At 53.7% G+C, this 13,424-nt stretch carries 16 protein-coding genes; 2 read left to right on the top strand and 14 right to left on the bottom strand.

What is annotated here, in order from left to right:
• The gene (locus tag FCN80_RS20595; RefSeq protein ID WP_136992231.1) at positions 1 to 1,428 is read left to right on the top strand and encodes a non-oxidative hydroxyarylic acid decarboxylases subunit C; all 1,428 of its coding nucleotides are present in this window, start codon (positions 1 to 3) and stop codon (positions 1,426 to 1,428) included.
• 14 nt (positions 1,429 to 1,442) lie between these two features.
• On the top strand, positions 1,443 to 1,670 hold the full coding sequence (locus FCN80_RS20590; protein WP_136992230.1) for a non-oxidative hydroxyarylic acid decarboxylases subunit D: 228 nt from the start codon (positions 1,443 to 1,445) through the stop codon (positions 1,668 to 1,670).
• 80 nt (positions 1,671 to 1,750) lie between these two features.
• On the opposite strand, the gene tssE is transcribed toward FCN80_RS20590, so the two are convergent.
• The 14 genes from tssE to FCN80_RS20530 all read right to left on the bottom strand — a co-directional run bounded on the left by tssE (position 1,751) and on the right by FCN80_RS20530 (position 13,313).
• A complete protein-coding gene (tssE, locus tag FCN80_RS20585) occupies positions 1,751 to 2,206 on the bottom strand; it encodes a type VI secretion system baseplate subunit TssE (RefSeq protein ID WP_136992229.1) in 456 nt (151 codons plus the stop codon).
• A complete protein-coding gene (tssJ, locus tag FCN80_RS20580; RefSeq protein ID WP_136992228.1) occupies positions 2,206 to 2,751 on the bottom strand; it encodes a type VI secretion system lipoprotein TssJ in 546 nt (181 codons plus the stop codon). Before tssJ (FCN80_RS20580) ends, tssE begins: the two co-directional genes overlap by 1 nt.
• A 250-nt stretch (positions 2,752 to 3,001) precedes the next feature.
• A complete protein-coding gene (locus tag FCN80_RS20575; protein WP_136992227.1) occupies positions 3,002 to 3,493 on the bottom strand; it encodes an Hcp family type VI secretion system effector in 492 nt (163 codons plus the stop codon).
• Between the two features lie 118 nt (positions 3,494 to 3,611).
• Positions 3,612 to 4,112: a type VI secretion system contractile sheath small subunit gene (gene tssB / locus FCN80_RS20570; RefSeq protein WP_136992226.1), complete on the bottom strand. Its 501-nt coding sequence runs from the start codon at positions 4,110 to 4,112 to the stop codon at positions 3,612 to 3,614.
• A gap of 294 nt (positions 4,113 to 4,406) precedes the next feature.
• Positions 4,407 to 5,642 carry a VasL domain-containing protein gene (locus tag FCN80_RS20565; protein WP_136992225.1) on the bottom strand — a complete coding sequence of 412 codons (1,236 nt, stop codon included), beginning with the start codon at positions 5,640 to 5,642 and terminating at the stop codon, positions 4,407 to 4,409.
• 28 nt (positions 5,643 to 5,670) lie between these two features.
• Positions 5,671 to 6,204 carry a type VI secretion system lipoprotein TssJ gene (tssJ, locus tag FCN80_RS20560; RefSeq protein WP_136992224.1) on the bottom strand — a complete coding sequence of 178 codons (534 nt, stop codon included), beginning with the start codon at positions 6,202 to 6,204 and terminating at the stop codon, positions 5,671 to 5,673.
• A 325-nt stretch (positions 6,205 to 6,529) separates the two neighbouring features.
• Entirely contained in the window at positions 6,530 to 7,423 is an 894-nt protein-coding gene (locus tag FCN80_RS26965; RefSeq protein WP_230492822.1) for a type VI secretion IcmF C-terminal domain-containing protein, read from the bottom strand.
• A 33-nt stretch (positions 7,424 to 7,456) separates the two neighbouring features.
• Complete coding sequence (locus tag FCN80_RS26960; RefSeq protein ID WP_230492821.1) at positions 7,457 to 9,343, bottom strand: ImcF-related family protein; 1,887 nt, start codon at positions 9,341 to 9,343, stop codon at positions 7,457 to 7,459.
• 300 nt (positions 9,344 to 9,643) lie between these two features.
• Positions 9,644 to 9,877 carry a hypothetical protein gene (locus FCN80_RS26955; RefSeq protein ID WP_230492820.1) on the bottom strand — a complete coding sequence of 78 codons (234 nt, stop codon included), beginning with the start codon at positions 9,875 to 9,877 and terminating at the stop codon, positions 9,644 to 9,646.
• A gap of 24 nt (positions 9,878 to 9,901) precedes the next feature.
• Positions 9,902 to 10,798, bottom strand: a complete 897-nt coding sequence (locus FCN80_RS20550; protein ID WP_136992223.1) for a hypothetical protein — start codon at positions 10,796 to 10,798, stop codon at positions 9,902 to 9,904.
• Positions 10,785 to 11,063: a hypothetical protein gene (locus FCN80_RS20545; protein ID WP_136992222.1), complete on the bottom strand. Its 279-nt coding sequence runs from the start codon at positions 11,061 to 11,063 to the stop codon at positions 10,785 to 10,787. The genes FCN80_RS20550 and FCN80_RS20545 overlap by 14 nt, the downstream gene beginning before the upstream one ends.
• Positions 11,064 to 11,065: 2 nt before the next feature.
• A complete protein-coding gene (locus FCN80_RS20540) occupies positions 11,066 to 11,329 on the bottom strand; it encodes a PAAR domain-containing protein (RefSeq protein WP_136992221.1) in 264 nt (87 codons plus the stop codon).
• Between the two features lie 69 nt (positions 11,330 to 11,398).
• Complete coding sequence (locus FCN80_RS20535; RefSeq protein ID WP_170975471.1) at positions 11,399 to 11,935, bottom strand: hypothetical protein; 537 nt, start codon at positions 11,933 to 11,935, stop codon at positions 11,399 to 11,401.
• Positions 11,925 to 13,313 (bottom strand): pesticin C-terminus-like muramidase, encoded by a 1,389-nt coding sequence (locus FCN80_RS20530; RefSeq protein WP_136992219.1) that lies wholly within the window; start codon positions 13,311 to 13,313, stop codon positions 11,925 to 11,927. Before FCN80_RS20530 ends, FCN80_RS20535 begins: the two co-directional genes overlap by 11 nt.
• Between the last annotated feature and the right edge of the window lie 111 nt (positions 13,314 to 13,424).

The following is a 13,424-nucleotide window of genomic DNA, read 5'->3' as shown; positions in this document are numbered from 1 at the left end:
ATGGCATTTGATGATTTGCGCAGCTATTTGCATGCGCTGGATAGCCAGGGGCAACTATTACACATTAGCGAAGAGGTACAGGCCGAGCCGGATATCGCCGCGGCGGCCAACGCCACCGGCCGCATCGGCGAGGGCGCGCCAGCACTTTCGTTTACCAATATCAAAGGGTTCAGGGACGCGCACGTTGTCATGAATACCCTGGGTTCCTGGCAAAACCATGCCATCTCCCTGGGGCTGCCGCCCAATACCCCGGTTAAGCAGCAAATTGATGAGTTCATCCGACGCTGGGATAACTTCCCGGTGGCGCCGGAGCGTCGGGAAAACCCGGCCTGGTCGGAAAATACGGTGGATGGCGAGGAGATTAATCTGTTCGATATTCTGCCGCTGTTTCGGCTAAACGACGGTGACGGCGGATTCTATCTTGACAAGGCCTGTGTTGTTTCCCGCGATCCTCTGGAACCGGATAATTTCGGTAAACAGAACGTGGGCGTTTATCGCATGGAAGTCAAAGGGCCACGTAAGCTTGGCCTACAACCGGTGCCGATGCATGACATCGCGTTGCAACTGCATAAAGCGGAAGAACGGGGTGAGGATTTGCCCATAGCGATCACACTGGGTAACGACCCCATTATCACGTTAATGGGCGCCACCCCCCTTAAATACGACCAGTCGGAATATGAAATGGCGGGCGCGCTGCGGGAATGCCCGTATCCCATCGCCACCGCGCCACTGACCGGTCTTGATGTGCCATGGGGATCGGAAGTCATTCTAGAAGGTGTGATAGAAGGACGCAAACGTGAAATCGAAGGGCCCTTTGGGGAATTCACCGGCCATTATTCCGGTGGCCGCAATATGACGGTCGTGCGTATCGATAAGGTTTCGTATCGCACCAAACTGATCTTTGAATCCCTTTATCTCGGCATGCCTTGGACGGAAATTGATTATCTGATAGGACCGGCGACCTGTGTGCCGCTCTATCAGCAACTAAAAGCGGAATTCCCGGAAGTGCAGGCCGTCAACGCCATGTACACCCATGGTCTGATGGCGATCATCTCTACCCAAAAACGCTACGGCGGCTTTGCCCGGGCCGTGGGGTTGCGGGCGATGACCACGCCGCACGGGCTGGGGTACGTGAAAATGGTGATCATGGTGGATGAGGATGTCGATCCTTTTAATTTGCCGCAAGTGATGTGGGCGTTGTCGTCAAAAGTCAATGCGGCGGGCGATCTGGTGCAATTGCCTAATATGTCGGTACTGGAACTTGATCCGGGCTCCAGCCCCGCCGGCATCACCGACAAACTGATTATCGACGCCACTACGCCGGTTGCGCCCGATAGCCGCGGACACTACAGCCAGCCGGTGAAGGATTTGCCCGAGACCGCCCTGTGGGTGGAAAAACTGACCGCTCTGTTGGCTAACCGAAAATAATTAAGGAGAGAAAGATGATTTGTCCACGTTGCGCCGATGAGCAGATTAACGTCATGGCCACCTCGCCGGTGGCGGGCGTTTGGACGGTTTATCAGTGCCAGCATTGCCTTTATACCTGGCGCGATACGGAACCCGCGCGCCGGACTCAGCGCGAGCATTACCCGCAAGCGTTTCGCATGACGCAGGCGGATATAGATAACGCCCCGCAAGTGCCGGCCATTCCACCACTTTTGGCGAAATAAATGCCCTTTTCGGCGGGTGTCCAACCCGCCTCGGGATATGGAATGACCCCTGTCATGATTTTGGCGGGCTGATGAATGACTTAGATACCGGCCCGACTTTCAAGGTATTGCTGTTGCTTCAGATGGCGCAAAAACACACGCCCCTCGGGCATAAATTCGGTGCCATAGCGCACCAGGCCGAGTCCTTTCAGTTCAGCATCAATCGCATAGCGCAGCTCACCGGGTTGCGTCTGTTCAAGTAACACAACCTGAATTTTACCCAGGCGCGGCTCGTATTTCAGCAACACCGCTGAAAGCGTGGCCATGAGCTGATGCGCGGTACCGGGCATCCCCTGCAGAATTTTGGTCATATCCGGCAACCCGTAATCCGGCAAATGAGCCAGCGTACCGGCGCGGCAGTCGAGGATCCGCTGCATATTATCCAATACCGACAGGATAACCCGGTTCCGCTCGCTGATTTCATGGAGCCCTAAACCGCCGGTAAAGTTGCCGGCGAGCATCTCATAGAGTGATGGCGTTTCCTGTTCGTAGGGCATTATTCATTCCTCAGTGGCAATAACCTGAGATTGTTGTTGCCGGCCTCCAGCACCCGTGGTTTAGCCGGGTCCAGCTCTTCGCGTTTAAGCACCCGCTTCCAGGTGTTTTTCGCTATATCAGGATGTCGAAACAACCCCGCTACGGCCACAAACCGTGTATCGGCTTCCATCGGCATATTCACGCTGGACACTCCCCCTGGTTTCACCACAACATCACGACGGGCGAGCAGGTCCGTTAACAGAGTCGTGTCGCCCTCTTCAGACAGTTGCTGATAAACCAACTGGTCAAAAATTTTCCGATCCTTTAACTGGTAAATACGAATCATCACCGGTACGGAAAGTGAATGACTTTCCCGCGCATCGGTGTTAAGCGCCTCACGGGCGGTAAAATCCAGATGAAGTTGGCTGATTTTCCGGTAAAACAGAGAATTAAAGGCCGATTTGGCGCCATCCGTGACGTTTTGTGTCAGTCCGCAACCAGTAAAACTGAACGCCAGCCCTGGCAGCAGCCAGAACGCGGGTTTAGTCAAACGTGTACGTGACACTTCGGGTTCCTTTTAATTGTGTGGCCGGTTGTAATCCGCAGTGATACCCCGACTTCACGGTAAGGGTCGGCAACGCGCCAGAACCGTTAGCTCGCCTGCCCCTTGCTCCGGCGGTTTCGATAACCGATGCGCCGGCAGGATTTCCGCATGCGCGCGGGTCTGGCGCAAAGGGGCCGCGCCTTCCATTGCCCGGGCGCAAGAGGGATTGAGACGACCCGGGAGAAGACTGTCGGGCGCTTACCCCGTGGGCTTACCCCGTGGCGCGTTCATTCCAGGAATCGGAATGAATGATGTTGCCGTCTTTGTAGGTCCAGATGATTTTTTCGTAGCGCAGCGCGATCTGCTCCAGATGGTTGTGCTTCTCGTAGGCGGGATCCTTGAGGTCGTGCATCATCGGCGCTACCTTCACCACTTTGACGTTCTCCAGTGTGGTATTGAAATACTCCACTTCCTGGCCCGCGTCGTTGATTCTGTACCACTTGAATTCCGCGGAACTCAGGGTCTGACCGGTGGTGACCGCCTTGTAAAGGTATGGACTGGCGGCGTCGATTTCCTTGGTAAACTGGAATGGCGTGTGGATCCGGGTACCGGTCAATTTGCCGCTGTTGTTGTCAGTCGGGATGTACAGGTTGTGTTGCTGAGCGACCACTTCAATGCTGCCTTCACGCTCCCGAACGTTCACTGACCCCTTGATGTGGGTGCCTCCATCGTCTTTCAGCCAGAGATAAACAGGAATTGCCATTGAATTACTCTCCGTAGTGTTGTAACGCGTCATCATCCTGCGATGACGCCAAGGTGTCGCCCGGTATCTGACAGGCATTGGCCTGCGGTACCAGACTGATTTTTGAACCGTTGAACACTCAGACGTCTTTCGCGGTCAGTGCGGAAAGTTCGCCGCGTAGCGCATCGCTTAGCGTGGAATCACGTAATATGGCCTCAAACGATTTTCTGAAAGTGACATTATCCAGGAGATTGGATTTCAAATCGCGCAATAGATGACGCATGGCCAGCATGGCTTTCAGTTGAGGTATTTGACGAGCCACCTGCTCTGGCTCGAAATCTTTGATATCGCGGAAATCGAGGTGGATATTTTCTTCTGAACCGTCGCCAGACAGGGTATTCTCAATTGAAAGTTGTAACGATGGATTTAATTCCGAAAGCACACTGTTGAAGTTATTTTTATTTATACTTATTTTAATGCGTTCAGATAATGGTTTTTGTTCCTTGCCGTGGCTGAAATCCCCCACGGCTAATAACTTCAATGGCAGCTCGACTTTCTTTTTCGCCCCACCCGTATGCAGGTCCAGCTTAAGATTGACGCGTGCCTTGGGAACTTCATTCTGGAAGCTATGTCCGCTCATAAATTCCTCTTAATATCGTCCATGATAATTCTTTAACCGCATTTCCCTGTAAGGGATGATAAAACAGAATACCAACCGAAAGCAACAACTCAGTGTTTTGATTTCAAGAGAGATAATTCTTATAAAGAAACTCTCAAAGTGATGATTAAATCTTTTATTGAAAACAATAAAAACGCCGCCTCATTATCAACCCTGACATACCTTTTATATACATTAAATATTTCGCGTTGCATCCCGGCGGCAAGCGAGGGCAACCCATAAAGAAGCGACGCGAATGATTTGGCGATTTCCCGGCTACTTGCCCTCCGCTTGCTGAGTTATCAGGGTGTAACGGCTAAGCAGTTGATGCAGATGTCTATCGATTTGCGATACCAGCTCAGCGGGCAACGGCGTCCCGCTTCCAACCTGGTTAAGCTGATATAGTCGCTCTTCCACGGGAATTGTGCGTCCGAAATTCTGCGTTATGGCAAATACCATCGACTTAAGCTCAGAGCCGGTCAGGTATCTCCCTTTACGCTCATCCAGCGCATTGAGGCGACGGGTCAGTTCGTGCAAACCTTCCATGCCCTGATGCCAGCCGCAGAGCGCCTCAGATGGCAGGGCGCTTCCTACGATATGTCGCCGCCACTGCGCCGTAAGCTTCTCCGATTCATCCGGCCTCGCGCCGGCGGCCAGGATAAATCCGTAGTTCTGTAGCCATAACGGCGACAGTTGCCCCAGCGCCGTCAGGGCGGCTTCATTTGCCGCCACCGGCAGCGGGCCGCTCGCCGTGGGAATCAGACTCCGCCAACCCCACGAACTCGCGGCGCACAGTGCCAGCATAGTCAGCATGCCGCCGGTAAAGCTTTTCCACCCTCGCTTGGGTTTTGGCAATTCGGTCACTACCCGTGGCGCAGCCGGCGCTTCACAGGCGATATAAACCAGCGGTTCAAATGTGGCGGCGGGCGGCAGGTCAGGGGACAAATGGAATGTCGCGGGCAGCATAACCGCGGGATCAGGGCTGTTGTCCGCATACCTATTCTCAAGCCGTGTTGCCGCCATGTGCATAAAGATGCACAAATCCCCCATCTGACTGGCGTTTTTTAGCGCCAGGCGTTGCAGGATGTCGCGCACGGCGTTTAAATGCTGTTCCGCTCGATAGATTTGCGGCAAATCAGCGGAATGCAGAGTGAATGTGCGAAGAACCGATTGCAGACGCTGGCTGAATCCGGCGAGGATTTCCATCCGGGCATGAACCGGCTGCGGCCATAGCGTTCCCCACTGGTGCGTCAGTAGTGCTTCCAGAATCGCCAGTCCTTCATTGAGGCCTAACAGACCGGCCAGTCGGGTGCGCGCCAGCGTATACCACGACAGCGTTTGGAGCTCGACGCCGTTTTGTCGGAATAGCGACAGGCTCAATTGCGCTACCCGCTCCCAGTCCACATCCGGACGCGCTGGATGGGAAAGCCTGGCCAACACATCGCGCAGAGCCTCGTAATCCGGCAACGCGCGTGGATCACCGCCGGTTTTGAGTTGTTTACGGTTATTCAAGAACGATTCTCCTGCCGAGTGTCCATCATCATGTTTGTCGCTTCTTCACGGGTGTGAGAGTCAGAACGCCATTACCCAATTCGATGGTACGGGGCATGTGCGGGTCGAGTTCGTCACAGCCCAGTACCAGCCGCCCGATGTGTTCGTTTTTGCCCGTACCAGCAAACAGCCCGACGATCGCGACGTATCGGGTCTTATTGTCCATCGGCATGTCGAGCGTAGCGCTGGCGTTGGGCATCAACAGCAGGGATTTTGCCGCCACCGCATCGTCTCCCAGAACGATGTCCGCAGCACGAAGCAGTGTCTGGTCATCGGCCGTGTCCACCCTCCGGCGCTCTATTACCTGATATACCCACACCATGGTAGCCGACGACGTCTGAACTTCGCTTGCAAGAAACGCGGCGCGCGGCACGAAATCGAGGTGGAGCACCCTGATTTTTTTGCAAGAATTGGCTTTAGTCATGCTGATTGCGCCATCAGTGAGGGTCTGGGTCAGGCCGCAACCGGTCATGACACAGCAGAGGGCCAGTATGAGTTTCTGGCGCAGTGATACGAATGCCATCCGGCAAATCCCCCCAGAATACAAAACGGTAACCGCCAGCCAATGCGGGTGGCCGCGTGGCGCTACGCAGCCTCGCATAACAACCCAAGGCGATAGTCAAAGAATTAAGACCGGAGCGTGACTTTCCGCCTCCGAGTCCCGACATGCCCGTTCGTCCAAGCCATATACGCCGCTGCCAGCCTAGTCGCGACGCCGGGAGTACATTGGCGGGTATTGTGAGATCCCAACGCACTTCCGCGCGATAAGCCGGATAGACACGCGGTAACACCATCAGGTAGGCGAATCCTTCAAACAGACGTTCACACAGGGATCGCGGGCGCCAGGCTTATTCAGAGGAACCAACGGAAAATATGGACTCCGGAAAACGAAAACCGTGCAGTTTTTGCCATGCCAACGGACCAGCCCCCAGTTCGCTGCGAATGATGAGCTCCAGCGGATCGCCGTTCGGGGTGATCCACTTCAGTTGCGTACGACTTCCGTCCAACGGCGTAATCAATGCGTCATCCAGCAAACGAATGAATCCCCAGTGGCCCGGATGATGGGCATAAAGGCGCATTTCAGCGTTGGCGGTGCGCCATCTCAGATCCGTACCGGGAAAATAGGTGTTTCCAGGCCAGATAAAGCTCCGCCAACTCTCCATTTGATTGAAGTAATCCAGATTCTGACCATTCAGCGTCAGCTTCATGCGGGCCACGTTACGTGACGGACGGGCCATCAGTTCAAAATGGATTTCCGCGTCGCCCTGGGCAAAGACGATATCCGAGATGTCCGCCAATTGGTTGATGGCCTCGAGGAATGCCGAATCAACGGTCATACCTTGACTTGCCATGGGGTCGACAACCCAGTGGCGGCCTTCCTGATGAAGAATGCCGGCGAGGTTCGCTTTAAGGAATGACGCAATGCGACCGGAGTCGGCACGCAGGAACCACGCCAGCAGCGGGAGCGACGCATCAGGTCCTGTGGCGTTGAAGGGGTAGCGTGCGGCGAAATCGGCATTCCATTGCGATACGATAGTACGTTGCCAGCGGGCGTTGAGATTGCTTGCCGCGGGTGTAAGCACCTGACGCCAGGCCACGTCCAGCGGTTGAACAAACAGTGTCTGACCAAAGCCGTTCCACTCTTGACCGAGACTTGCCGCGACGAGACTGCCGTAGTCACGGGTTTCGGTCAAATCGATAGCGCTGCCCTCGAATACCGTCTGGGCCAGCATCCGTGCCATCGCTTGCGGATCCGGCGCGTTGTTGACCTGTTGCTACTTGAGACGTAGCTGGGTTACACGCGCCAGCCAGGATTGGACGCTAAGGTGGCCATTCTTACCGGTGCCATCCTTGCCGGCCATCAATCCGTTTATCGGTCCAAACACCCAATCCAGCGGGCCGTCCGGCTCTAACGCTTCTTTGAAGAGCTGACGGACATTCTTATTGGGCCCCCACCGTTTTTTCGCGGAGTCCACCAGCGAATCCGCCAACCGATAACTCTTGGCGCCCGCCTGTCCCTGCCAGGCCAGCGTATTGATCAAGGCCACCAGCGGTGACTGGCGCGCATCGGCCAGCAGATTCAACTGGCCGATGGTTTCCGATAGCGAACCGGCCTCATGCCACTGAATGCTGTTGACCATGTTTAACCAGGCGTTACCGAAATCCTTGAAGTAGCGTTCGGTGAAACGGTGTTTGAGCGCCTCCGATGAAATATCGCAACCCGCCGGGAGCGTCTTGTCCGACAGTACCCAGTCGATTTCATCGCGGCGGGCTTTCACCGCTTCTTCAATGGTATTGCGCACCTGTTCTTCCCAAGCCTGGCGGGTGAACATGCCGGGCACCACGGCTTCGGTACTAAATAAGCTGGAGGCATCGGTATCGCCGGTCATATCCGCCAGCGTTGAATCCGGCCAGTTATGGGCAACGCGCCGCAGCATCTCCCGATACAGGCCTGATTCGGCGTTACGCTGGCCGACCTGCTTAAGCAAAATCTGGCGAACAGTGCTGATTAGCCCGGCATTCGGTTTAATCTTCCACGCCGGATGCACAGGCAGGTTCTGGGCGTAAAAACCCAGCAGTTTCGGTGCCAGGGTTTGCCAAAGGGTATCCGGCACCCCCGCACGCTTCGGCCAGATGTCCAGTACATTCCCGGCAAGCCAGGAAGCGTCCGCCTTGTCCGGGCGGGCGAGCATCAAATATCCCTTCAGTAAGTGATAGGCCTGCTGTGAGGCGGCATTTCTGGCGGCGCTGGCGGGTGGAAGCCGCACAAAGGCACTGAGCCTTTGTTGCAGGACATCCGCCAATGCGTCACGCATCAAAATCTCATTGTTGCGGGCATAAAACGGCCAAAGACTCTTCAGCCTGTCGTGATCCCGATTCAGGCCAAAACGCGTGAACCAGGGCGCGCCATGCGCTTTCCTGTGCTGTAGCCGGGCAATGGTCTGTTGTAGAACCCACTGATTACGCAAACGTTCCGGCAAGGGCTGTTTTGTGTCGGCGGCGATACGGACGGTTTCCTGCGTCTGATATATCTGCGCCCGATTTACCATCAGAGAAAGTAGCGTGCCGACGCTCCACAGTAAGACCAGGGCCAATACCCCATGGCTCAGCATCCCTCTCCACTGGAAGCCCAATTTACGGGCTTGAACGCGGCGACAATCATTTTCCAGCGCTTGCCATGCCGGGTGGCTTATGCGTGCATGTGGTTGAGCGGCAGCGTTCATTAATGCAGGGCTGAACATCACGCCACGAAGCCCGTAGGGCGCGGGACCCTCCATCAAGCTTGTGAGTAATGGGGTCAGTTGCCGCTTAAGTTGTCCGCGCAATTGGGCGGATAAACGCAACAACCCGTCGCGACGAATATCACCCAGCAGCATCGGCACACCGGCACGGCACAGGCGTGAAGATAAGGTATCAAGCGCCCCCAGGGCCGTATCCGGCGTCGCCCTCGGACCAAACAGCGTCCCCGTCGCCGGGACACTGCCTATTTCCTGGCGACAGGACGCCTCCCAAACGAACCACAGCCAGACAGGCGCCCGCCACCCGAATAGCCCGTCGGTTTTCCGGCGAACGCGGATGAGCGCATCAAGCGCGACGGGGTCTGGGATATTTTCGCAGTTCATGATCTGCACGATACCGTCCACTGGACGCTGATGGCGCACTTGTTTCAGAACCTCAAAAATTACGGGCTCCGGCGGCGCCTCTGCCGCCCCCCCGTGAATAAGAACAATGCCGCCATTCTCCTGCCAGCGATCGTGCTTAAGCCCGGGAACGACCTTTTCGACCTACGCGTCGGCGCCTTGAACCAACAGTAAACGCACTTTGGATTTCCACCGGCGGCCGTAATGCTGGCACAGGTGATCAATAAGCGCGTCAGAAGTAAACCGGAGGGGTTCTTCGTCCGTATGCGCCGGCGCTTCAGGCTGGGAGGCCATCGCTTTGGCATTCCCCGGCGAGGCGTCCTAGTTGCCCCCGGTTTCTCCCGCCGCCGCCATCACGCTTTCGGCAAACCAGCCCAGAATCAGAATCATCAGCGCCAGCACCAGACAAAAAACGATAACGCCGAGATGGCTATAAGGACCTATGCCCATGGCATGGGCGGTTTCATCCGGATAGAGCCAGAGAAAACCACCGAAAATGCCTGTGATACAAAGGGCCAGCGCAACAACAGAGGCAAGGGCGGAAGGTCGTTTCATAACGGCGGTAAAAATTCCTGATGATTATTCTGGCGTTACGGCACAGAGTTGCCGATAGGTGGGAGAGGATTCAGTGATAACCATCTGCGCTTCACCGTCAGCGAGACACTGGCGGGTTGCGAGAATCAATGCCTGCCACGGGGCGGTAACGCCGGCGAAACCGGCAACGGTATCAATATTGACGTATCGCTGCACTGTCAGTGCGGGCGCATAGGCCTCACAAGCGCAACTGAGCGTACCGCTGGAGGCCAGTTTTCCGCCCGTGATCCAACCGCGCAGCGGTGCCTGCTTGTCAAGATCGGCCCACAGCATGGCATGACGCAATGCATGAACCAAATCGCCGTCGTGGTTGATTTGCGGGCGATGTAATCGCACGGATACGGGGGGTACGCCTTGTATACGGCAGTTAGTCATCAGCAAAACGGCGATGGCTTCCCCGGCATCGTCCTTCGGCGTCCCTTCCAGATGCACGCTGATAACCAGCAGCGCGGAAGGCTTTTGGTAATGGCAGTCGAGCCAGTAATCCAGAATGCGCAGCCCTGAAAGACCGCGGATACGGATCAACGTGCGGTGGATTTCAGGCAACCAGTTAAGCGCGATGTCCGGCAGTCCGTCGCCCAGGTCCAACGCCAGATAGCAGGGCGCAGTCCGGGGCAACGACTTAAGGAGTTTGTTGATGCGCCCAATCACGTCGTACCGATAGCAGGCCAGTACATCCGCAGCGCCGCCTTCCTCGGCGAACCGGGAATGCCTGACCGGCTTTTCCGCCTGGCGTGGCCTGATAGGTTGAAGGATCGGGTTTTTGCCGAGCGCCGCTTTTTGCGTGGGTTTATGTTCCCTTTCCAGCGCATTCACCAAATACTCACCGGCAAACCAGGCGAATCGTTGTCCCCGCTTGCGGCCGGCGTCATGGGCGAGCATTGATGACTCTGTTCGCGGAATTCTGTCCAACACGTTGCAAGGTATAACCCGCCCGGCGTGTTGAAAAAATTGCCCCCCAGATAAGCACGGGGAGTACCAATGCCAAAAACCAGAACCGTGGCCCGAAACGATCGCCTTGCCAGAACAAGAACGTTAGCCCCATGCCGACAAGTAAAACGGCAGCGCCGAACATCAGCCACCGCCAGGTTGCCGGACGAGGGGGCGCGTTTTTTTCTTCGGGGATCTTTTCCAGGTAGACAGGCATACTTACCCCACCAACGCGTCCGGCAACGAACTGATGAGTGTGCAGCCGCAGGCGCACTTATGTCCGTGAAATGCCACGGGGATCCCGTTATCCAGATAGTCGGGATGTCCTTCGCTGATCGTGGTAGGTCCATGGCCGGCTATGGGACAAGAAACCTGGTCGCCTTTGCGGGCCACGCCGATGCCGCCGAAAATCATGGTATTTGAACCGGACTGAACGGTTCCGCCGTGGGTTGTCTTATCACCGATTCGAACAATTCCTTGCATGAGCGCCTCCTATTTCAACACTTATCCCCGTAACACGGTGACGATGCATTGCCGATATTTGAGTTTGTGTTAGGTACTGTAGCTTTTTCTTAGATAGCGCTTTATTTTTTGCGCGTTATCTAAAGGATAGTTGTCAACCTTTCCATTTTTTTTCGTTTGGTAACCAGCTAATTTTTCGTCTTTATCAGCGTCTAGATTCAATTTATATCCAGAATCATTATATCGTTGATATGTTTTTATTTCGTAGTAATATAAATATTGAATACCCTTAATCTCATAATTTACATTCCAGCGCAGAAGAACCACAACATTACATTTATTATTAACAGGTTCAAAAAAAACAGACATGAGTTCCACCGGGGCATCTGAGTAATAGAATGTATCAACAATATCATTATGAATACCTTTTTTTGACATATAGTTTAAATAAAAATCTATATGATTTCTATCGAGGGAATTTTGAAAGCAAATAGAGCCATTATCGAATGAGTGATCTTTGAATGGTCCCTGCACAATAGCATTGGGATTATTACCGCAAGCATAAATTTTCAACGAAAATAACAATATTACCAAGATCAATATTTTTAATAAACAATTATTCATCATAAGCACCTATTGCCAGCTCATTTTCTATTAGTTTTGCCTCCCCCTCTCGACGATTTATTAATCCGGGCTGGTTTGGCCAAAGGCGCTTCATACTTCTCAACCGGCTGGGGATATTATTTATGCTCCCTTGAGAGAGATCATCACGAATCTGTCTCATTTCACAACGTCTATCGATAAGGTCGCCTGTTTTTGGAAGCGCCAGGGATGGACCACGATTATAAATCAACGAAAGTATAGCTCCTGCGCTATCTGGTGGAAGATTTATTGCCTGAGGATATACCTCAATTACAATTTGACAAAATTGCGCTTTCAGAACCATAGCCATTTCAATGGCTTTACTTTTGTCTATAATAATATCTGACAAATTACTAACCATGGCTCTTGCTTGGTCACCTTTTTTTCCGATGGTAGTGAGTAATTTTTCAACCTGCGACTCACTATAATAATCAAGCAAGATTTTCCGTGCCGATGAAACTGTTTGTTGTCCCAGATCATATCCATAACCGACTGTGACACCACTCGACTGATCACCTGCAGGAACATACGGTTTGGACACAAAAGCCTCCCATGACAATATAAATTCAGCAGATTTCTTTGAAATTCTGTATATACCTAACGTCGTCTTAAACTCTATGAAATCTACATAGATATCTGCTAGCGCATGTAAAAACATCACCGGGTGCATATGCCAAACCGCTTTCCCCGACGTAAAAGGCTCAACTTGGCGCATCCATTCCATATCATCCAACCACTTTTTCGCATAATCTAGCCGCAGAATGTCATAGTCCTGAAAAAACGCGGTCCATTTCTGGTGGCCGCTACCGCCAAACCACTCGCTCTCATGCTTTACCACCAGACAAGCGACAATATCGCGGACCCCCATGGCCGGAAACTGTAGGGCTTCATAGAGCGTTCGTCCTGACAGTTGGTCGGCACGTTGCGTATCCATTTGGTCCACCATCGCTTTATAGAAACCGGACATCCGCTGTTCTTGAATGCCACGTTCCGGTTTGACCTGCCGCGAAAGACAATGGAATGCCGACTTTACCCATCCTTCTTTCAGCGACGCGGACATATCCGGTGTTGATTCTTCGATCAACGCTGAGAATCCGAGTTCTTTGAGGTCATACTGGCTGAGTACATCCACGTCGTCCTGGTGTAGCCAGTTTTGCTCGCCAATCCGGTACCATTGATTGCCATTGCTTTTCTTCACATTGCTGTTAGCCAAAGCATGGATAAGACAGTCATCTTTTTTGACTAATGTCGATGTTTTGGTAAACATGTCGCCCAAATTCGTATACAGGACGCTTCCAGGGTGAATACGGATATATTTTCGCCCCGTCGTCAGACGGCCCGGATTATCCAAAAACGCCGGCATGCGTTTGTCTACGCTGATGACCTCAATATGGGCATATGAACCGCCCCGGGAATCCTGGAGACTAAACTCTTTGAGAGAGAGGTAACAGGATGACTAAAAATACTCGCTTTT

The sequence above is a fragment of the Martelella alba genome (genome assembly GCF_005217455.1).
Classification (GTDB): Bacteria; Pseudomonadota; Gammaproteobacteria; order Enterobacterales; family Enterobacteriaceae; genus Acerihabitans.
The sequence above is the reverse complement of the archived record's forward strand: the minus strand, read 5'-3'. Positions and strand labels throughout refer to the sequence as shown.

Coding starts and splice junctions, on each gene's coding strand:
- FCN80_RS20595 (WP_136992231.1), top strand. CDS start 1: ATGGCATTTGATGATTTGCGCAGCTATTTGCATGCGCTGGATAGCCAG.
- FCN80_RS20590 (WP_136992230.1), top strand. CDS start 1,443: ATGATTTGTCCACGTTGCGCCGATGAGCAGATTAACGTCATGGCCACC.
- tssE (WP_136992229.1), bottom strand. CDS start 2,206: ATGCCCTACGAACAGGAAACGCCATCACTCTATGAGATGCTCGCCGGC.
- FCN80_RS20575 (WP_136992227.1), bottom strand. CDS start 3,493: ATGGCAATTCCTGTTTATCTCTGGCTGAAAGACGATGGAGGCACCCAC.
- tssB (WP_136992226.1), bottom strand. CDS start 4,112: ATGAGCGGACATAGCTTCCAGAATGAAGTTCCCAAGGCACGCGTCAAT.
- tssJ (WP_136992224.1), bottom strand. CDS start 6,204: ATGGCATTCGTATCACTGCGCCAGAAACTCATACTGGCCCTCTGCTGT.
- FCN80_RS26965 (WP_230492822.1), bottom strand. CDS start 7,423: ATGGCACGGATGCTGGCCCAGACGGTATTCGAGGGCAGCGCTATCGAT.
- FCN80_RS26955 (WP_230492820.1), bottom strand. CDS start 9,877: ATGAAACGACCTTCCGCCCTTGCCTCTGTTGTTGCGCTGGCCCTTTGT.
- FCN80_RS20550 (WP_136992223.1), bottom strand. CDS start 10,798: ATGCTCGCCCATGACGCCGGCCGCAAGCGGGGACAACGATTCGCCTGG.
- FCN80_RS20545 (WP_136992222.1), bottom strand. CDS start 11,063: ATGCCTGTCTACCTGGAAAAGATCCCCGAAGAAAAAAACGCGCCCCCT.
- FCN80_RS20540 (WP_136992221.1), bottom strand. CDS start 11,329: ATGCAAGGAATTGTTCGAATCGGTGATAAGACAACCCACGGCGGAACC.
- FCN80_RS20535 (WP_170975471.1), bottom strand. CDS start 11,935: ATGATGAATAATTGTTTATTAAAAATATTGATCTTGGTAATATTGTTA.
- FCN80_RS20530 (WP_136992219.1), bottom strand. CDS start 13,313: ATGCCGGCGTTTTTGGATAATCCGGGCCGTCTGACGACGGGGCGAAAA.